Source organism: Streptococcus rifensis, assembly GCF_053203525.1.
The window spans coordinates 85,976-105,250 of sequence record NZ_JBRUCW010000003.1 but is presented as its reverse complement, the minus strand read 5'-3'; the positions used below and the strand labels follow the sequence as shown (position 1 = coordinate 105,250).

Sequence of the window (19,275 nt, the reverse complement as noted above, 5' to 3'; positions counted from 1 at the left end):
GCTTTTTGTTACAATGAAGCTATGACAAAAGCAGATGTGATTTTTAAGGAAAATATTTCAAAGATTCTTAACGAAGGTGTTTGGTCGGAACAAGCACGTCCAAAGTATAAAGACGGTAAACCGGCTAACTCCAAGTATATAACAGGTTCTTTTGCAAGCTATGACCTTAGTAAAGGTGAGTTTCCCATTACAACTTTGAGGCCGATTGCAATTAAATCAGCTATCAAAGAAATTTTTTGGATTTATCAAGACCAGACCAATGACCTTTCTGTTCTAAATGATAAATACGGTGTCAAGTATTGGAACGATTGGGAAGTTGGAGATACTGGAGCAATCGGTGAGCGCTATGGTGCCATTGTGAAAAAGCATAATATTATTGGTAAACTGCTCAAGCAGTTGGAAGAGAACCCTTGGAATCGTCGCAATGTCATTTCGCTTTGGGACTATGAGGCCTTTGAACAGTCAGAAGGGCTTTTGCCTTGTGCTTTTCAAACCATGTTTGATGTGAGGCGTGTGGATGGAGAAATATATCTTGATGCAACCTTGACGCAACGGTCTAATGATATGCTGGTTGCCCACCATATCAATGCTATGCAATATGTGGCTCTTCAAATGATGATTGCCAAACACTTTGGATGGCAAGTCGGGAAATTTTTTTATTTCATTAATAATCTCCACATTTATGACAATCAATTTGAACAAGCTGAAGAACTTTTGCGCCGTGAACCTTCAGAATGTCAACCACGTTTAGTGCTCAATGTGCCAGATAAAACAAATTTCTTTGATATAAAGCCAGAGGATTTTGAACTTCTGGATTACCAGCCCGTAAAACCTCAATTACGTTTTGATCTTGCTATTTAATTTCAAAAAGCCATAGGATGAGTTCCTAAGTGCTTTTTTAACGTATTTTTGATACAATGAGATTAGATAAAAAGTCCTAGGAGATCGACTGATGAGCAAAAAAATGGCGGCTATCTGGGCTGAGGATCAAAACCAATTAATCGGAAACGACATGGGACTCCCTTGGTCTTTGCCAGCTGATTTGACCCATTTTAAGCAAACAACTATGGGTCACAGTATCCTTATGGGACGCAAGACATTTGATGGCATGGGACGGCGCGTTTTGCCAGGCAGAACCAATCTCATTTTGACAAGAGATAATGAGTATAGTGTTGATCATCCTAATGTTCTCGTGTTTAATGAGTTAGACGATGTTATAAACTGGTATCAGGGCCAAGATAAAAACTTATTTATCACTGGAGGGGCTGAGATTTATGCCCTCTTTTCTCCCTATATCGACGAAGTCATCAAGACAGAGATTGATGGCGTTTTTGAGGGAGACACCTACTTTCCAGAAAATTTCGATTGGACTGGATTTGAGACTGTTAGCCTGACCCATTTTCCAAAAAATGAAAAAAATGCCTATGATTTTAAGGTAAGAGTCATGGCAAGAAAAGGATAGACATGCAAAGAAGTGTTTTTGGTGTATTCACCGCTTTTTTATGTGGCATCTGTGTCTTATGTGCCATGCAGGCGTTTCGAAAAAAACGCACAGGTTTAGGAATTATTTTTTTACTTAATGCCTTTACCAACTTAGTTAATAGTATCCATGCTTTTTACAATACCCTGTTTTAAGCACAAACTCCTGATCTTAAAAATAGAAAGATAGAGAATCATGCCAGCCAATAAAAAAAATGAAATGATGGTTTATTGTTCCTTCTGTGGCAAAAACCAAGACGAAGTCCAAAAAATCATCGCAGGAAATAATGTTTTTATCTGTAATGAATGTGTAGAACTAGCACAAGAAATTATTCGCGAAGAAATGGCAGAAGAAGTTTTGGCAGACTTATCAGAAGTTCCAAAACCGCAAGAACTTTTAGCTATTCTAAATCACTATGTGATCGGGCAGGATAAAGCCAAACGAACGTTAGCTGTCGCTGTCTACAATCACTATAAACGCATTAATTTCCAACACAGCAAGGACGACGGTCAAGAGGTTGATTTGCAGAAATCAAACATCCTGATGATTGGCCCAACTGGATCTGGAAAAACCTTTTTGGCTCAAACCTTAGCCCGAAGTCTAAATGTGCCCTTTGCTATTGCTGATGCGACTGCCCTGACTGAGGCGGGATATGTTGGGGAAGACGTTGAAAATATCCTTTTAAAATTGCTTCAGGCTTCTGATTTTAACATCGAACGTGCGGAGCGAGGGATTATCTACGTCGATGAGATTGATAAGATTGCCAAAAAAGGTGAGAATGTCTCCATCACACGTGATGTCTCTGGTGAAGGGGTTCAGCAAGCCCTCCTTAAAATCATTGAGGGTACTGTAGCAAGTGTACCTCCTCAAGGTGGCCGTAAGCATCCGAACCAAGAAATGATTCAGGTCAACACGCAAAACATCCTCTTTATCGTAGGTGGGGCGTTTGATGGGATTGAAGAAATTGTTAAGCAACGGTTAGGTGAGAAAGTTATCGGTTTTGGCCACAACAACAAAGCCATTAACGAAAAAGCTTCATACATGCAAGCTATTGAAGCAGATGATATTCAAAAGTTCGGTATTATTCCAGAATTAATTGGGCGCTTGCCTGTCTTTGCAGCACTTGAGCAACTAACAGTTGATGATCTGGTTCGTATTTTGAGAGAACCGCGAAATGCATTGGTTAAACAATACCAAACCCTTCTTTCTTATGATGATGTTGAATTAGTTTTTGAAGAAGATGCCTTACAAGCTATTGCCGAAAAAGCCTTGGCCCGTAAGACTGGAGCGCGTGGTTTGCGTTCGATTATCGAGGAAACTATGATGGATGTCATGTTTGAAGTCCCTAGTCAAACCGATGTCAAAGTGGTTCGCATTACCAAAGCTGCTGTTGAAGGTAGTGATAAACCCATTTTAGAAACTGCCTAACGACTTAGGTCCGATTGCTCAGCCTTTCGGACTTTTTCAAGTTAAGAAAGGAAATATAATGCCTGTAAATATTCATAATGCAGAGATTGTCTTATCTGCTGTGTCACAAGCCCAGTATCCAGCTGATGATCTCCCTGAAATCGCCATGGCTGGTCGCTCTAATGTTGGAAAATCAAGCTTTATCAACGGAATTCTTAATCGAAAAAATTTAGCTAGAACCTCTAGTAAACCAGGAAAAACACAACATTTAAACTTTTACAATATCGATGACCAACTGAGATTTGTGGATGTTCCAGGCTATGGCTATGCCAAAGTTTCTAAAACAGAACGTGCCAAATGGGGTAAGATGATCGAAGAGTATTTAACAACCCGAGAGAATTTACGTGCGGTAGTAAGCCTTGTTGATATGCGTCACGAACCAACTGCTGATGATATTCAGATGTACGAGTTTCTGAAATATTATGAGATTCCTGTTATTGTAGTGGCAACTAAAGCGGATAAAATTCCAAGAGGAAAATGGAACAAACAAGAATCTATTATTAAGAAGAAACTGCAATTTGATTCAACAGATACCTTTATTGCATTTTCATCAGTGACAAAAGAAGGGGTCGATGCTTCTTGGGAAGCTATTCTTTCTGCTACTGGAATTTCCTAAAATAAATACTTGAAAATCTGTTTTGAACAGCACCTCAAAAGTTAGATGGAAAAAATCTAACTTTTTGTGCTCAGTACATTTTTTAACTGAATTTTTTAATTTTTTTCAAAAAATTTTTCAGCTAAAAAACGGGTACTTTTCTTCATATTTAATAAACGATTTCTGTGGAATCGTTTTCGTGATAAAAAGGGAGATACGGGCCAAAGCACTTATATTTCAGCCCCACATTCTCCAAAAAATATGTTAAAATGGTATACAGATAGTTTTAATTTTAGAAAATTAGGACGGACGAAGAAGGGAGGAGTTTATGGCAAATGCAACATTAGCAATGATGCAAGAGATTGAAATGGAAGCGCAAGCTGTCTTGGATAGTTATGAGCAAGAGATTGCTGGCTTAAGAGAAGCTGCTGAAAAAGATTTGGCTGATATCGCGGCACAATACGATCGTGATACTCAGACGGAAGTTTCCAATTTGAAAGCTCTTGCTGAGCAAGAAATAGATACCTTGCGTCAAGAGATTCAAGCCACCATTGCTCAAAATGAAGCTGCTGTGCGGGAAGCCTTGACAGATAAAAAAGATGACTTGGTCCAGGCCATCGTAGATAAGGTGGTGGCAAATTATGGCCATTAGTCAAATGCAGAAGTTGTCTCTGATTCTGCCAAAGGATCATCTGGACAATGTTCTTGTGACCATGCAGGACTTGAGGCATGTGGAAGTGCGTGACCTAGGACAGGAAGAGTCTTGGCAGGAAGCTTTCTCTAACAATCAAGTTCAGTTGGCAGAAGCAACTCCTTATGATCAGAGTAGTCAAGGGATGCTTGCGGGCGAGGAAGCGCTGGCCTATTTTTTAAAGCGTCAGCAAAAACTGGAAATAGCTATTGCACAATTAAAAGCCTTTCTGCCTCAGCAAGGCTTGATAGCCAGTCTTCGCCAAAAGCGCCGTGTTTTAGATTTTTCGGCTGTTGAAATTCAGGGACGCGAGAGTCTTGAAGAAAATTTCCTTAAGAAAATTCGCTCACTCTTTAAAGAGCACGATAGCTTACAGGAACAACTTCAAAAGTTAGAAGCAAACTATACAGAAGTTGCTAAGTGGGAAAAACTGGAGACAACTCCTCAAGAGCTCAGTCAGTTCAAGCATATCAAAGCTCTGATTGGAACCATTCCAAATACTGAGGACAACCATTACCTCAGGCGGCTTCAAAAGGCAGAAGGCATTGATTATCAGGAAGTTTTTCGGTCTGAAACAGAATATGGTGTGATTCTCTTCCTTCACCCCCGTGAAGAAGGGCGTGAATTACTTAACTTAGATGACTTTCTCTTTAAACCTTTAGAATACGCCTACAGTTTGATCCCGGCCGAACAGCTCAAGGAATTTGATGTCGCAAGGAATCTTCTTCAAGCGAGGGTTTCTGAAATCAAGCATCAACTGCGAGATGCTCAAACCAGCTTAGAACAGCTTGAGCTAGAGTTAGAAGCTGTCACTAACCGTCACACGCGTGAGGTCGCTAAGAAGAAATTAGCGACCAGTCAGAATCTCGTGGCACTAGAGGGGTGGATTGAGTCTGCTGAATTACCGATTTTTAAACAGGATTTACAGGACAAATATGGAGACAGTATTTTACTGATAAGTAGTGAAGTAACGAAAGACGATTGGAATAATGTTCCTATCAAGCTGACCAATCATCCAATGGTAGAGCCTTTTGAAATGATTACGGAGATGTATTCACTCCCTAAATATTATGAAAAAGACCCAACTCCTTACTTGGCACCATTTTATTTCACTTTCTTTGGAATGATGGTGGCTGACTTAGGTTATGGTCTGCTCATGTTCCTCATAACAGGTTTGGCGCTTAAGTTCTTTACTCTCGCACCTGGGACCAAGCGTTTCCTAAAATTCTTTAATGCCCTAGGAATTTCGGTTGGACTTTGGGGATTGGTCTATGGCTCATTTTTCGCTTTTGAACTGCCGATGCAGCTCCTGAGTACAACCAATGATGTTATGACCATCTTAATTTTATCGGTTGCCTTTGGTTTTATCACGGTTTTAACAGGTCTATTCTTGAGTGGTCGCCAAAAGATAAGGATGAAAGAGTATGCTGAAGCCTATAATTCTGGTTTTGCGTGGTTGTTGATTCTAATCGGTATTCTACTAGTCATTATCGGTATGATGATTCCAAACATGGCCGTTTTGGCATCGATTGGTAAATGGCTGGCTATTATAAACGCTGTAGGCATTTTAGTCGTTTCAGTTATTGCTGCTAAGAGCCTTGCAGGTTTGGGATCTGGTCTTTATAATTTGTATAACGCAACGAGCTATGTCAGTGATTTGGTTAGTTTTACGCGTCTCATGGCACTAGGAGTGTCAGGAGCGAGTATTGGGGCAGCCTTTAATATGATTGTTGGTATGCTACCTGTTTTGGCTCGCTTTAGTATCGGGATTCTATTGTTTTTAGGACTACATGCTATCAACATCGGACTCTCCTTGCTTTCTGGTTATGTACATGGGGCTCGTCTCATGTTCGTCGAGTTCTTTGGTAAGTTTTACGAGGGAGGCGGTCGTGCCTTTAATCCCTTAAAGCCTGCTGAAAAATATTTTGATATTAAAAAAGTTCATTTGGAGGACAAATAAATGGAACACTTAGCGTCTTATTTCTCAACATATGGTGGCATCTTCTTTGCCAGTCTTGGTATTGTGTTAGCCGTATCTCTCAGTGGTATGGGGTCTGCCTACGGTGTTGGTAAGGCTGGTCAAGCTGCAACAGCGCTTTTAAAAGAGCAACCTGAAAAATTCGTGCAGGCTTTGCTTTTACAACTCTTGCCTGGTACGCAAGGCCTTTATGGCTTTGTTATCGGAATGTTCATACTCTTTTCTATGCCAGCGGACTTAGCTGTTCAAGATGGTTTAGCATACTTATTTGCTACTTTACCAATTGCTATCGTCGGATACGCCTCAGCAAAGCACCAAGGTAATGTTGCGGTTGGTGGTATGCAAATCTTGGCCAAACGTCCCGAGGAGTTTATGAAAGGGGCTATCCTTTCTGCCATGGTTGAAACGTACGCTATCTTAGCCTTCGTTGTATCGTTCATGTTAGTTCTCCGAGTAGGATAAACCATTTTAAAAAAGGAGGGTCTAATATGTCAGATATGACAGGACTGAAGGCATCTGTAATGGCGCAGTCGCATGAAAAAGGCCGCCTCAATCTTGCAGCTTCAAAAGAAAAAATCCAAGTAGATTTTGATAAGAAAAAAGAGCAGTTAATATTAGAAAAAGAAGCCATTCGTCGCAATCGTCTAGGAGAGATTAATCGTCATAAACAAAGGGATTTGCAACAATTAGAAAATAAGGCTCGCCAATCGACTCTAGTGACCAAGCAAGAGGTTCTAAAAGAACTTTTCATAGCGGCACAAGACAAGATGGCGAACTGGCCTGAAGCTGATCAAGTAGCTTTCTTTAAAACGCTTATGGCCAACTATCCTCAAGCTGTTACAGTACAGGTTGGCCAAAGAACAGCTGATACCTTTTCAGAAGCGACTTGGCAGGCACTTAGTCAAGAATTTCCACAAGTGACTTTTGCTAATGAACGTGTACCAAATGAGGCTGGATTTGTGGTCTCAGACGGAAAGGTAGATGACAATTACCTATACAGTACTTTGGTGCAAGAAATTTGGGAATCGGAAAGTTATCGTTTAGCTTCTGAAATTTTTCAAACGGAATAGGAGGTGCTTCATATGGATGCAAGCCTATTTTCACAAGTCAATACGGCTATTAGTGTGCGTGAAGCACGAATGGTTACAAAAGACCAGTTTGAACAGCTCTTATCTGTGGAAGACAGAGAGCGGATGGCTTTGATTTTACAGGAGACGGATTATAAGTTAGACAAGGAAAGTCTGGCTGATCCTAATCAGATTGAGGCTGCTTTGATGAAGCAGTTGGCGGAAGAGTATCGGTTTGCTTTTGAGGAAACACCAGTTGAAGAAGTGGTGCAACTCTTTGCCCTTCGTTATACCTACCACAACCTGAAAGTGCTTCTCAAGGCTCGTGCGACTCAAACAGATTTAACGGAATTGCTGTTGCCCATTGGTCGTTATTCTCGCGATATCATAGAGCACTTGGTGACAACTTTGACCAGTGAGGCGTGTCCGAGCATCATGGTTGAAGAAGTATCGGCTACTTGGCTAGAGTTCCAAGATTATCAAGATATGCGTATTTTGGACATTGGAATGGACATGGCTTATTTTAAGCACTTGAGGATTTTGGCAGAAGAACTGGACATAGCTGAACTTAAAGCATTTGCAACGCTCACTATTGACTTTTATAATGTGATTACGGTGAAGAGAGGACTCAATCAAGACAAGCCACGCAGTTTCATGCGCCAGCTTCTGTCAGAAGACGCTCTCATGAAAGCCCGTGAATACTTGAAACTATATGCTGATCAATCTCTTCTCGCCTGGTTCAACCAAGTTTATCCAAATAGTTTCGATCTCTCTACCAAAGACTTTGAAAATGCTCTGGCTCAGGCTGAGATTTCAGCAGTAGACTTGGAATACTTGATGGATTTATTACGCTTCCAAGTTTTAGAGCAGGGACGATTTGAAACGCAAGGACCACTTCCTCTGGCTCGCTATATCTGGGGGAAAGAGCTTGAAGTCAAAAATCTTCGCTTAATCTTAACGGGACGCAGCAACGACCTTAGCCCAGAACTTTTAAAAGAAAGGATGAGACCTGTCTATGGCCAGTAAAACCTATAAAATTGGTATCGTTGGGAACCGTGACGCCATCCTGCCTTTTCGAATGATTGGTTTTCAAACTTTTCCAGTAACGGAACCTCAGCAAGCTGTTAACACACTTCGTAAATTAGCACGGGAAGACTACGGTATTATCTACCTAACAGAAGATATTGCAACCGAAATTCCTGAGACGCTTAACTATTATGACAGTCAACTAACCCCTGCTGTTATCCTATTGCCAACCCATAAGGGAAGTCTAGGATTAGGAATTCAACGTGTGCAGGATAATGTTGAAAAAGCTGTTGGACAGAATATACTTTAACCAAAAGGTCGTCATAGTGACACTACGGCCTCATATCTTATTGAACTGAATTCGGCCTACGAGTTTTGCGAAAAAGATAGTTTTTACTAGAACGTTTTCGTTCTTCGTCAAAACTCCTGTTCTCGCTTGACTCGCTTAACGGCCTCATATCTTATTTGAACTGAATTCGAGCTAAAAGCTTGGAAAAATTCATAACACTCCTTGTGTCTGCTGACACATCGTCCTGTTTTTCATTTTTCATTCGCTTTTTTAACGCTCTCATATCTTATACAAGGAGGGGAAAACTTGAGCCAAGGTAAAATTATTAAAGTTTCAGGTCCCTTAGTGATTGCTTCTGGCATGCAGGAAGCCAATATTCAAGACATTTGCCGTGTCGGTGATTTGGGCTTGATTGGTGAAATTATTGAAATGCGTCGCGATGAAGCGTCCATTCAGGTTTATGAAGAAACCTCTGGTCTACGGCCAGGTGAGCCAGTGATAACAACTGGCAGTCCACTTTCGGTGGAATTGGGTCCTGGTCTGATTGCTCAGATGTTCGATGGGATTCAACGTCCGTTGGAAAGTTTCAAAGAAGTTACTGATTCTGACTTCTTGATTCGTGGGGTTGAGTTGCCAAACTTGGACCGTGAAACCAAATGGACCTTCAAACCTAGCTTAGCTGTTGGAGACCAAGTTGTTGCTGGAGATATTCTAGGAACGGTTCAGGAAACAGAAGTGGTTGAACACCGCATCATGGTGCCTTACCAAGTTGAAGGGACTATCACTAGCATTTTAGAAGGTGACTTCACTGTCGAGGAAGTTATCTACGAAATTGCTCAACCTAATGGTCAGACCTATCAAGGAACCTTGATGCAGAAATGGCCAGTTCGTCGCGGACGTCCGATTGCTCAAAAATTAATTCCGGTAGAACCTATGGTCACTGGTCAGCGGGTTATTGATACCTTCTTCCCAGTTACCAAAGGTGGCGCGGCGGCTGTCCCAGGACCATTTGGTGCCGGTAAAACCGTCGTTCAGCACCAAATCGCTAAATTTGCGAACGTGGATATTGTTATCTATGTTGGTTGTGGTGAACGTGGGAATGAGATGACCGATGTACTAAACGAATTTCCAGAGTTGATTGACCCTGCAACAGGACAATCCATCATGGCGCGTACAGTCTTAATCGCTAACACGTCTAATATGCCCGTTGCAGCTCGTGAGGCCTCTATCTATACCGGTATTACGATTGCAGAGTATTTCCGCGATATGGGTTATAACGTGGCTATCATGGCGGACTCAACCTCACGTTGGGCGGAAGCCCTGCGTGAAATGTCAGGGCGTCTGGAAGAAATGCCAGGGGATGAAGGATACCCAGCCTATCTCGGTAGTCGTATCGCTGAGTACTATGAGCGGGCCGGTCGAGTTATTACTCTTGGTAGTGAAGGTCGTGAAGGAACGGTTACAGCCATTGGTGCCGTATCACCTCCAGGGGGGGATATTTCAGAACCTGTTACACAGAATACCCTTCGTATTGTTAAAGTCTTCTGGGGGCTAGATGCACCGCTTGCGCAACGCCGTCACTTCCCAGCCATTAACTGGCTCAGCTCTTACTCGCTCTATCTCGATGAGATTGGTCAGTACATTAACGATCGTGAAAACATGCAGTGGGCTGAGAAGGTCACAAAGGCTATGAATATCCTCCAAAAGGAAAGCGAATTGCAAGAAATCGTTCGTTTGGTTGGTATTGATTCCCTCTCAGAACGTGATCGTTTGACCATGAATGCTGCACGTATGATTCGTGAAGACTATTTACAACAAAATGCCTTTGATGACGTGGATACCTATACATCGTTCCGCAAACAGGTTGCTTTACTGACTAATATCTTACTCTTTGATGATGAAGCTAACCGTGCCTTGGAACTCGGTGCCTACTTCACAGAGATTATGGATGGTACCGTTGAATTGCGTGACCGTATTGCCCGTAGCAAATTTATCTCTGAAGACCGTATCGAAGAGATTGAAGGCTTAACAGAAAAAATTAAAACAACGCTGCATGAAATTGTCGCACAAGGAGGGGTAACACATGAAGGTTATTAAAGAATATCGGACCGTCAGTGAAGTTGTTGGCCCCTTGATGATTGTCGATCAGGTCGAAGGGGTTCGTTACAACGAGCTCGTTCAAATTAAGTTGCATAATGGCGAAACCCGTCAAGGACAAGTCCTAGAAGTCCAGGAAGACAAGGCTATGGTCCAACTTTTTGAAGGATCAAGCGGGATTAACCTTGAGCAGGCTAAAGTGCGCTTTACAGGTCGTCCTTTGGAATTACCCGTATCAGAAGATATGGTTGGCCGTATCTTTAACGGGATGGGTAAACCTATTGACGGTGGGCCAGACTTGATTCCTGAAAAATTCTTGGATATTGATGGACAAGCCATTAACCCTGTAGCTCGAGACTATCCGGATGAGTTTATCCAGACAGGAATTTCAGCCATTGACCATCTGAACACACTTGTTCGTGGTCAAAAACTGCCAGTGTTCTCTGGTTCAGGTCTTCCCCACAAGGAATTGGCTGCTCAGATTGCTCGTCAAGCAACCGTTTTGAACTCCGAAGAAAACTTTGCCGTAGTCTTTGCAGCCATGGGGATTACCTTTGAGGAAGCTGAATTCTTCATGAATGACTTGCGTGAGACAGGAGCCATTGACCGTTCGGTTCTCTTTGTGAACTTGGCCAATGACCCAGCGATTGAGCGTATTGCGACTCCGCGTATCGCCTTGACAACAGCAGAATATCTGGCTTATGAAAAAGACATGCACGTTCTTGTTATCATGACCGATATGACCAACTACTGTGAGGCCCTTCGGGAAGTCTCTGCGGCCCGTCGTGAGGTTCCAGGACGTCGTGGGTATCCAGGTTACCTTTACACCAACTTGTCTACGCTTTATGAGCGTGCAGGACGCTTGGTTGGTAAAAAAGGCTCAGTGACACAGATTCCAATTCTGTCTATGCCTGAGGATGACATTACGCATCCCATTCCTGATTTGACTGGTTATATCACAGAAGGACAGATTATCCTGTCCCGTGACCTCTACAACAGTGGTTACCGTCCACCGATTAACGTTTTACCTTCCCTATCTCGTCTGAAAGACAAGGGGTCTGGTGAAGGTAAGACACGCGGAGACCATGCGGCAACCATGAACCAGCTCTTTGCGGCATATGCCCAAGGGAAACAAGCCAAGGAATTGGCGGTCGTTCTCGGAGAATCTGCCTTGTCTGAAACAGATAAACTCTATGTGAAATTCACCGACCGTTTTGAAAAAGAGTACATCAACCAAGGTTTCCAAACCAACCGTACGATTCAAGAAACCCTTGATTTGGGCTGGGAACTCCTTTCTATCTTGCCTCGTACTGAGTTGAAACGAATTAAGGATGAAATGATTGACCAATACTTGCCTAGCACAGCGACTGCTAAAGAAGACGCTTAGAAAGAGCAGGAGATAGAAATTTTTGAGATGAGTTTGCAAGAATTCATTTCAGTTTCTCTCCAGATGGAGGACAAACGATGGCACGCTTAAACGTCAAACCAACTCGGATGGAGTTGAGCCGTCTTAAGGACCGCTTGAAAACCGCCATCCGAGGCCATAAATTGCTCAAAGATAAGCGGGATGAATTGATGCGGCGGTTTATCGAATTGATTCGTGAAAACAACCGTCTGCGTCAAGAAGTCGAAGCAGGTATGGTAGACAGTATGCAGGATTTTGTCTTGGCTAAGTCTCTCGAAAATGACAAAATGGTTGAACAAATCTTTGCTGTCCCTACTAAAACAGTCGATCTTCATATTGAAACAGAAAATATCATGAGTGTTAATGTACCACGCATGCACATGACTGTCAATAATCCTTATGGAGATGACGAGGGAGATGTGGTATACAGTTACCTTGCTTCTAATTCTCAAATGGACGCTGCTATTGAGCAAATAGAAGATTCATTGTACAAGTTGTTGCGTTTGGCCGAGATTGAAAAATCTTGCCAGCTTATGGCTGATGAGATCGAAAAAACACGCCGCCGTGTTAATGGCCTGGAATATTCAACCATTCCGCAACTCCAAGAGACCATTCATTATATCGAGATGAAACTCGAAGAAGCAGAACGGGCTAATGTCGTTCGCATGATGAAGGTTAAAGACATGGGATAGCCTACTTGGTTATCTCTTTTTTGTAGTTTCAAGGCTATTCCTATCCTATTATTTACATTTAACATCAAAATCTGAATGCCGAAAGATAGGTTTGCTTGTTTGTTGTCAGCGATGATAAGCTAAACTGTTATCATCTCTTTGTTAATAGTTTGGAGAATTGGTTACAACTCAAACACTTGGAAAATTAGCATGCATTATCAGATTTTGATTTTATTTGAGTATTATTTATTGAAAATCATTCGGAAACTACTGATTAATAGTTATTATTTTCAGAAAATATTGACAATTAAAACAACTTTAGATATAATGACAACTAACTTAAAAAAGGAGGAAACCATGCAAAAAGTAACTTTAATTCCAGGTGATGGGATTGGTCCAGAGATTACAGAATCTTTAAAGGAGATTTTTGCAGCTGCAAAAGTTCCGATTCAATTTGACCAAGTTGAAGCTGGACAAGCCATTTTAGATCAGACTGGTTCATTAATTCCAGACAATGTTTATCAGAAAATAGAAGAAAACAAAATTGCTTTAAAGGGTCCTATTACAACCCCAATTGGGCAAGGATTTAGAAGTATCAATGTTTCACTCCGAAAAAAATATGACTTATATGCAAATGTTCGGCCAGTCAAAAGTATTCCTGGTCTGACAACACGGTATCAAGATATCGATTTGATCATTTTCCGTGAAAATACAGAAGGTCTCTATATTGGTGAGGAACATTATGAAACGGATGATCACAATAGTGCTGTTGCTATTAAAAGAATCACGAAACAAGGCAGTGAGCGCATCTTAAAATCAGCTTTTGAACATGCCAAAAAACATGGAAAAACTAAAGTAACAGTTGTCCATAAAGCTAATATCTTAAAACTAACGGATGGCTTGTTTTTAGAGACTGCGAGAGAGGTCGCAGCTTCTTATCCAGACATTACCGTTGAAGAGCTCATTGTGGATAATATGTGTTTACAGCTGGTGACTAATCCAGAGCGTTTTCAGGTCATTGTGACGATGAATTTATATGGTGATATTCTATCTGACCTTTGTGCAGGATTAGTAGGAGGATTAGGAATAGCACCTGGTGCTAATTTGGGAGATGAGTTAGCTATTTTTGAAGCAGTCCATGGTTCAGCACCTGATATTGCTGGCCAAGATAAGGCTAATCCACTAGCACTTATCTATTCAGGAATCAATATGCTCGATTACATGGGGCTGTCTGATTATGCCCGTCAGATTGAAAATGCTGTTTTAAAAACAGTTTCCCAATCTAAAAATCGAACAGCTGATTTAGGTGGGCAGTTGACAACGACTGCCTTTACTCAAAAAGTTATCAGTTACCTTTAATAACTTCGTTGAAAAAATATTTTGTCAAAATAAAATCTCGTAAAGATTTCCTTAGATTTAGAAAGGCCTAATAAAGTGTCAAAAACAGACATAATCTTATTTGTTGGCAATCATAAGCGTAGATATTTTAAGTCAGTTAGACTTAAAATATCGGAGAGATTAATTCTTAATGTTGGATATATATGCTACAAATGGATGCTATTTACGAGTTCAGGATTTTACGTCGAAAGAATAGGAGTATTTGAATGCAATTAGCACTTATTGGATTTTTAATGTTAATCACCATTATTTTCCTGCTGTTTAAGGGGAAAGTGACACCGATGGTGGTCTTTATCACCGTCCCAACGATCGCTGCTTTTTTAGCAGGATTCAATATCGAAGAAGTCGTTGCTTTTATCGAGAGTGGTATTGGTACCGTCAGCAATATGGCAATTCTCTTTATCTTTTCAGTAACCTTTTTTGGTGTCTTAGCAGATACGGGGATGTTTGATGCGGTTGTCAATCGGTTGGTTAAAAAGTCACAGGATCATATTGTTTTAGTTGCAGTCGTTACAGCTATTGTTGCTGTTTTTTCTCACCTTGATGGGGCAACTGTTACCACAGTACTAATTACTGTCCCAGCCCTCTTGCCTCTGTATCAGAAGTTAAATATTCGTCCTCAATTGCTTATTTTAATTACCGCTTGCGGTATGGGTGTCATGAATTTATTACCATGGGGAGGACCGGTCGCACGAGCTGCTGCCGTTCTTGAAATGGAAGCCAATGACCTTTGGCAATTATTGATTCCGATACAGATTTTAGGAGTATTCATGACGATTGGGCTAGCAATTATCATGATATTGAGAGAGAAGAAGCATTATCAAACTCAACAGGACGTTTTAGTAGCTAATGATTCTCCAAAAGAGCAAACCGAAACGTCAGAAAATCCTTTGCACCGTCCTAAGCTGATCTGGTTCAACTTTCTCTTAACCCTGGTGGTTCTTCTTGTACTGCTTTGGGATAAATTTCCAGCTTATTTCGTCTTTATGTGGGGGTGTGCCTTAGCACTCATGGTTAACTACCCAAATGTTAAGGATCAAAAAGAACGGATTAAAGCCCATGCCGCAGCAGCACTGGATGTTTCTGCCGTGATGCTTGCAGCAGGTATCATGGTTGGGATTTTAGGACAAAGCGGTATGCTAGAAGCGATGGCCATTCCATTATTGAAAATCATTCCACCATTCTTAGCAAGACACCTTGATCTGATTATGGGAGTCTTAGGATTCCCATTAGGAACAATGCTTGGAACGGATTCTTATTTCTATGGTTTGATGCCCTTGGCCATTGAAATAGGAGAAAATTACAGCATTGCACCTTTAACGATGGGAACTGCCATGCTGATTACGAAAAACCTTTCCTTACTCATCAGTCCGATGGTGCCAGCAACTTATTTAGCAACTGCACTAGCTGGTGTGGAGCTCAAAGAACACATTCGCTATAGTTTTATTCCATTATGGATTGTTGGGATTCTCATGCTGATTTTTAGTCTCCTGATAGGAGTGATTGCCTAAGTCTTGTCAATGGGTTGCAAAAAAGCTTAACCGATTTTTCCAATGTTAACTGGAAAAGCGGTTAAGCTTTTTGCTTTCATCATAAATTGTTATTACGGATTAGAAGTGGGCGAGTTACTACCCTCTTCTGAAGAGCTAGATTCCTCGGTTTCCGAACTAGATTGAGAAGTTTCCGAGTCTTCCTTAGGTTCAAATTGTTCAGGATGTAGAGCCTTATAAGTCGGAGCATTAAAGAGGTCTATGGTTGACTTGTTACCGTTCTGACTATAAAGGCTGGTCGAAGCGCTACCCAATTCTTTTTCAAGAGCTAGTTCCTGTTCAAGAGAATTTTGGTAAGAAATCTTAGTCAGGTCTAATTTCTCGAGACCACTGTCTTTATAAAAGCGTAATAAATCTCCAGTTTGAATAGCATCTGAGGTGGTCAACTGCAGAGTCGCAACATCTCTAGCTTCTTGAATAGCTTCTGTCGTGCTCTCATCAGGAACTGTGATTTCCTCACCTGACTCAGTGTAGTAATTACGCCCCCCATAACTCGTATAAGTAGGAGTAATAAAGTAACCAGAGGTTCGAAGAGCGACAACCTGCTTATGGTCTGGTGATAGAGCATCTTGACCAACTTGGAGGTACTTGCTCGAATCAATACCTAATAAATGCAATAGGGTTGGTAAGGCATCGACTTGACCAGCATAAGTGTCAATGATTTTGCCATTAGATATGCCCGGAATATGGATCATATACGGAACGCGCTGTAACATGGCATTGTCGTATGGAGACCAGGTTTCGGAATTTTCCCCAATCAATGGCGCTAGTCTTGGGTTCCTCGAATTGGAAATACCATAATGATCCCCATAAAGGATGATGATTGAATTATCGTACAATCCTGTCTCTTTGAGGTAATTGAAAAAAGCTTCGACAGCTGCATCTAAGTAGTTTGCTGTTGCAAAATAGCCGTTTATAGTTTCATCTTCAGTCTCAGCCAGAGGAAATCCAACCTCGTCACCAACCAAACTTGTTGTATAAGGATAGTGATTAGATACTGTGATGTATTTGGTGTAAAAAGGTTGTTGGAGATGTTCCAAGTACTCAATGGAGTCTTTTAGCATGACCTTATCATTTAGACCATACTGGAAGGAGTTTTCACTCGTTTGTTTTGAAAAATAGGACGCATCAAAAAAGTATTGGTAACCCCATTGTTTATATGTTTGATTTCTATTCCAAAATGTTCCAGCATTACCATGGAAGACGGCACTGCTGTAGCCCTCTAATTGTGAGAGGATGTTGGGAGCTGCGACTTGAGTGTTAGTGCCTCCGTAGGTCACCATAAAGGAACCTTGTGACAACCCAAAGAGACCCGTATCGAGCAGTGTTTCGGAATCAGACGTTTTGCCAGCCTTGACCTGGTTGAAAAAGTTTGAAAACGATAGAGTTTGTTCGGAATGGTAAAGAGAGTTTAAGAAAGGAGTAACTTCATAAGATTCTCCCTCACTTTCCAACTGATAGTCAATCAAAAACTGTTGGAAACTCTCCAGATGGACATAGATGACGTTACGTCCTTTAGCTATTCCATAATAATCAGGATTGGGTTTAGCATAGTTTTCTGACACGTAAGCCTCAACTGGAATAAGATCCTCTTCTGTAGCTCCAGCCCTATCTTGCCGAGCACTGTAGGTCTGATTAGCACTATAAGCTAGGAAGGCATTTGGCCCTAAGGCTCTTACAATATAACTATTAGAGAAGCCACGACTTAATAATTCAGGGCGATCAATTTCAGCTAAAAAAAGATTGACTGAAAATAGCATAACGGAGAGAGCGGTGACAGCAAAGCTAGATCTCTTATCAAAAGGTCGTTCGTCTGCAGAGATTTTTTTCCTATAAATAAGATAGCCGAATAAAAAGAAATCAAAAAGAAAGATTAGGTCAACGAAGCGAAACAGTTTTACCGCAGCTTCACCTAGACCAGCAGAGACGCTAGAGGATGCTAACATCGTGTTCACCGTGATAAAGTCACTAAACTCTCTAAAATAGATCACATTTGAAAATAGCCAAGCAAAAACTATAGTATACAATAGCGAGACGATGATATAAAATGCTTTAGTGTTCTTAATATAAAGGGCTAAACCCAGGAAAAACAGAGTTGTAGCCACTGGACTTATAAGGGCGATAAAATGCTGGTAGATGCCTCCAAGATCTAAATCAAAGACAAAATAGTAGGCAATGATCGTTTTTAACCAAACCAAAAAGACAAGGCTTAGAACTAACCCGAGTCTCGTACTGATAATTTGCCTTAAGTTTTTAAAAAAAGTTTTCACAATACTGTCCTTATCATATCTTTTTCCTAAAATCTTAATTTCTCTTTTAAAATTATAACATATTTTGAAAAAATGGCTAAGATTCACCTATGTTTTGAGAAAATAAGGAGATTTTGATATACTTCTAAATATGAAGAAAATTAGCTTGAGGCAAGGCGCTGAACGCAAACTCTTAAGTGGGATTCATTTGATAGATTCTAGAGATATAGCTGACCAATCCCTTGATAATACTTGGGTGGATATCCGTAATGGCAATGGAGAATTTTTAGGCATTGGCTATCTCTCCCAGCAAAATAAAGGCGGTGGCTGGGTCATAAGTCGAGAACCTGTTCAAATAGATGCCCAATTCTATGAAACCCTATTTCGTCAAGCTTGGGAAAAGAGACAATTTTACCATGCTGATCAATCGACTACGGCCTATCGCTTGTTTAACCAAGACGGCGATGGTCTTGGCGGGCTGTCCATAGATCTCTATGGTGAATATTCAGTCTTTTCATGGTATAATGAGTTTATCTATAGCCAAAGAGAGCTGATTATTAAGGCCTTTCATAAAGCCATTCCCCAAGTAAAAGGAAGTTATGAAAAAATACGCTTTAAAGGACCTGATTATGACAGTCGGCATATTTTTGGCCAAGAGGCTCCTGAAACCTTTTTAATTTTGGAAAATGGAGTGTCTTACCAAGTTTTCTTAAACGACGGCTTGATGACTGGGATATTCTTAGATCAGCATGACGTGAGAGGTTGTCTAGTAGATGGTCTTGCTTCTGGGAAAAAAGTTCTTAATCTCTTTTCCTATACGGCAGCATTCTCAGTGGCAGCTGCTATGGGGGGCGCCGCTGAAACGACTTCAGTTGATTTAGCGAAACGAAGTAGAGAACTCTCTCAAGCTCATTTTGAAGCGAATGGACTAGATTTAGAGAACCACCAATTGGTTGTTATGGATGTGTTTTCTTATTTTAAGTATGCTAAACGGCATGGCTTAACATTTGATGTTATCATCTTAGATCCACCGAGTTTCGCTCGCAACAATAAAAAGACCTTTTCAGTTGCTAAAGATTACCACAAGTTAGTAACAGAAAGTATTGAGATATTGCAGCCAGGAGGACTTATTATAGCCTCCACAAATGCCTCTAATTTGAGTTTAAAAAAATTTAAAGAGCAAATTGAAAAAGGATTTGGAGATCGTTCACATGACTATGTGACTCTTCACCAATTACCTTATGATTTTCAAACGAATAAAAAAGACGAAAGCAGTAATTACTTAAAAGTATTTACCATTAGGATTTAAACT

General features: G+C 40.9%; 17 protein-coding genes. 16 read left to right on the top strand and 1 reads right to left on the bottom strand.

Annotation, left to right across the window (positions count from 1 at the left end; translation table 11 throughout):
• Nucleotides 1–21: 21 nt before the first annotated feature.
• The 15 genes from ACVRYP_RS02750 to ACVRYP_RS02680 all read left to right on the top strand — a co-directional run bounded on the left by ACVRYP_RS02750 (nucleotide 22) and on the right by ACVRYP_RS02680 (nucleotide 15,675).
• On the top strand, nucleotides 22–861 hold the full coding sequence (locus tag ACVRYP_RS02750; RefSeq protein WP_447467247.1) for a thymidylate synthase: 840 nt from the start codon (nucleotides 22–24) through the stop codon (nucleotides 859–861).
• Nucleotides 862–952: 91 nt separating this feature from the next.
• Entirely contained in the window at nucleotides 953–1,462 is a 510-nt protein-coding gene (locus ACVRYP_RS02745) for a dihydrofolate reductase (RefSeq protein WP_447467246.1), read from the top strand.
• Nucleotides 1,463–1,675: 213 nt separating this feature from the next.
• Nucleotides 1,676–2,908, top strand: coding sequence for an ATP-dependent Clp protease ATP-binding subunit ClpX (gene clpX / locus ACVRYP_RS02740; protein ID WP_447467245.1), 1,233 nt, complete (start codon nucleotides 1,676–1,678; stop codon nucleotides 2,906–2,908).
• A gap of 58 nt (nucleotides 2,909–2,966) precedes the next feature.
• Entirely contained in the window at nucleotides 2,967–3,563 is a 597-nt protein-coding gene (gene yihA, locus ACVRYP_RS02735) for a ribosome biogenesis GTP-binding protein YihA/YsxC (RefSeq protein WP_447467244.1), read from the top strand.
• 307 nt (nucleotides 3,564–3,870) lie between these two features.
• Nucleotides 3,871–4,194, top strand: coding sequence for a hypothetical protein (locus ACVRYP_RS02730; protein ID WP_447467243.1), 324 nt, complete (start codon nucleotides 3,871–3,873; stop codon nucleotides 4,192–4,194).
• A complete protein-coding gene (locus ACVRYP_RS02725) occupies nucleotides 4,184–6,193 on the top strand; it encodes a V-type ATP synthase subunit I (protein ID WP_447467242.1) in 2,010 nt (669 codons plus the stop codon). The genes ACVRYP_RS02730 and ACVRYP_RS02725 overlap by 11 nt, the downstream gene beginning before the upstream one ends.
• On the top strand, nucleotides 6,194–6,673 hold the full coding sequence (locus ACVRYP_RS02720; protein WP_447467241.1) for a V-type ATP synthase subunit K: 480 nt from the start codon (nucleotides 6,194–6,196) through the stop codon (nucleotides 6,671–6,673). It begins immediately after the preceding gene.
• A 26-nt stretch (nucleotides 6,674–6,699) separates the two neighbouring features.
• Nucleotides 6,700–7,281, top strand: a complete 582-nt coding sequence (locus tag ACVRYP_RS02715) for a hypothetical protein (RefSeq protein WP_447467240.1) — start codon at nucleotides 6,700–6,702, stop codon at nucleotides 7,279–7,281.
• 12 nt (nucleotides 7,282–7,293) lie between these two features.
• On the top strand, nucleotides 7,294–8,304 hold the full coding sequence (locus ACVRYP_RS02710) for a V-type ATPase subunit (protein ID WP_447467239.1): 1,011 nt from the start codon (nucleotides 7,294–7,296) through the stop codon (nucleotides 8,302–8,304).
• Nucleotides 8,294–8,614 carry a V-type ATP synthase subunit F gene (locus ACVRYP_RS02705; protein ID WP_447467238.1) on the top strand — a complete coding sequence of 107 codons (321 nt, stop codon included), beginning with the start codon at nucleotides 8,294–8,296 and terminating at the stop codon, nucleotides 8,612–8,614. The genes ACVRYP_RS02710 and ACVRYP_RS02705 overlap by 11 nt, the downstream gene beginning before the upstream one ends.
• A gap of 285 nt (nucleotides 8,615–8,899) precedes the next feature.
• On the top strand, nucleotides 8,900–10,690 hold the full coding sequence (locus ACVRYP_RS02700; protein ID WP_447467237.1) for a V-type ATP synthase subunit A: 1,791 nt from the start codon (nucleotides 8,900–8,902) through the stop codon (nucleotides 10,688–10,690).
• On the top strand, nucleotides 10,677–12,077 hold the full coding sequence (locus tag ACVRYP_RS02695; protein ID WP_447467236.1) for a V-type ATP synthase subunit B: 1,401 nt from the start codon (nucleotides 10,677–10,679) through the stop codon (nucleotides 12,075–12,077). The genes ACVRYP_RS02700 and ACVRYP_RS02695 overlap by 14 nt, the downstream gene beginning before the upstream one ends.
• 77 nt (nucleotides 12,078–12,154) lie before the next feature.
• Entirely contained in the window at nucleotides 12,155–12,787 is a 633-nt protein-coding gene (locus ACVRYP_RS02690; RefSeq protein WP_447467235.1) for a V-type ATP synthase subunit D, read from the top strand.
• 336 nt (nucleotides 12,788–13,123) lie between these two features.
• Nucleotides 13,124–14,125, top strand: a complete 1,002-nt coding sequence (locus ACVRYP_RS02685; RefSeq protein WP_447467234.1) for an isocitrate/isopropylmalate dehydrogenase family protein — start codon at nucleotides 13,124–13,126, stop codon at nucleotides 14,123–14,125.
• A 245-nt stretch (nucleotides 14,126–14,370) separates the two neighbouring features.
• Complete coding sequence (locus ACVRYP_RS02680) at nucleotides 14,371–15,675, top strand: CitMHS family transporter (protein WP_447467233.1); 1,305 nt, start codon at nucleotides 14,371–14,373, stop codon at nucleotides 15,673–15,675.
• A 92-nt stretch (nucleotides 15,676–15,767) separates the two neighbouring features.
• Here the strand turns inward: ACVRYP_RS02680 and ACVRYP_RS02675 are convergent, their stop codons facing one another.
• Nucleotides 15,768–17,984 (bottom strand): LTA synthase family protein, encoded by a 2,217-nt coding sequence (locus tag ACVRYP_RS02675; RefSeq protein WP_447467232.1) that lies wholly within the window; start codon nucleotides 17,982–17,984, stop codon nucleotides 15,768–15,770.
• Nucleotides 17,985–18,114: 130 nt separating this feature from the next.
• Between ACVRYP_RS02675 and ACVRYP_RS02670 the strand changes: the two genes are divergently transcribed.
• Complete coding sequence (locus ACVRYP_RS02670; protein WP_447467231.1) at nucleotides 18,115–19,272, top strand: class I SAM-dependent rRNA methyltransferase; 1,158 nt, start codon at nucleotides 18,115–18,117, stop codon at nucleotides 19,270–19,272.
• The last annotated feature ends 3 nt before the right edge of the window (nucleotides 19,273–19,275 follow it).

Bases quoted from the DNA above. Each gene is read 5' to 3' on its own strand.
- ACVRYP_RS02690 (WP_447467235.1), top strand. From the start codon at position 12,155: ATGGCACGCTTAAACGTCAAACCAACTCGGATGGAGTTGAGCCGTCTT.
- ACVRYP_RS02715 (WP_447467240.1), top strand. From the start codon at position 6,700: ATGTCAGATATGACAGGACTGAAGGCATCTGTAATGGCGCAGTCGCAT.
- ACVRYP_RS02680 (WP_447467233.1), top strand. From the start codon at position 14,371: ATGCAATTAGCACTTATTGGATTTTTAATGTTAATCACCATTATTTTC.
- ACVRYP_RS02670 (WP_447467231.1), top strand. From the start codon at position 18,115: ATGAAGAAAATTAGCTTGAGGCAAGGCGCTGAACGCAAACTCTTAAGT.
- ACVRYP_RS02710 (WP_447467239.1), top strand. From the start codon at position 7,294: ATGGATGCAAGCCTATTTTCACAAGTCAATACGGCTATTAGTGTGCGT.
- ACVRYP_RS02750 (WP_447467247.1), top strand. From the start codon at position 22: ATGACAAAAGCAGATGTGATTTTTAAGGAAAATATTTCAAAGATTCTT.
- ACVRYP_RS02730 (WP_447467243.1), top strand. From the start codon at position 3,871: ATGGCAAATGCAACATTAGCAATGATGCAAGAGATTGAAATGGAAGCG.
- clpX (WP_447467245.1), top strand. From the start codon at position 1,676: ATGCCAGCCAATAAAAAAAATGAAATGATGGTTTATTGTTCCTTCTGT.
- yihA (WP_447467244.1), top strand. From the start codon at position 2,967: ATGCCTGTAAATATTCATAATGCAGAGATTGTCTTATCTGCTGTGTCA.
- ACVRYP_RS02705 (WP_447467238.1), top strand. From the start codon at position 8,294: ATGGCCAGTAAAACCTATAAAATTGGTATCGTTGGGAACCGTGACGCC.
- ACVRYP_RS02720 (WP_447467241.1), top strand. From the start codon at position 6,194: ATGGAACACTTAGCGTCTTATTTCTCAACATATGGTGGCATCTTCTTT.
- ACVRYP_RS02695 (WP_447467236.1), top strand. From the start codon at position 10,677: ATGAAGGTTATTAAAGAATATCGGACCGTCAGTGAAGTTGTTGGCCCC.
- ACVRYP_RS02685 (WP_447467234.1), top strand. From the start codon at position 13,124: ATGCAAAAAGTAACTTTAATTCCAGGTGATGGGATTGGTCCAGAGATT.
- ACVRYP_RS02745 (WP_447467246.1), top strand. From the start codon at position 953: ATGAGCAAAAAAATGGCGGCTATCTGGGCTGAGGATCAAAACCAATTA.
- ACVRYP_RS02725 (WP_447467242.1), top strand. From the start codon at position 4,184: ATGGCCATTAGTCAAATGCAGAAGTTGTCTCTGATTCTGCCAAAGGAT.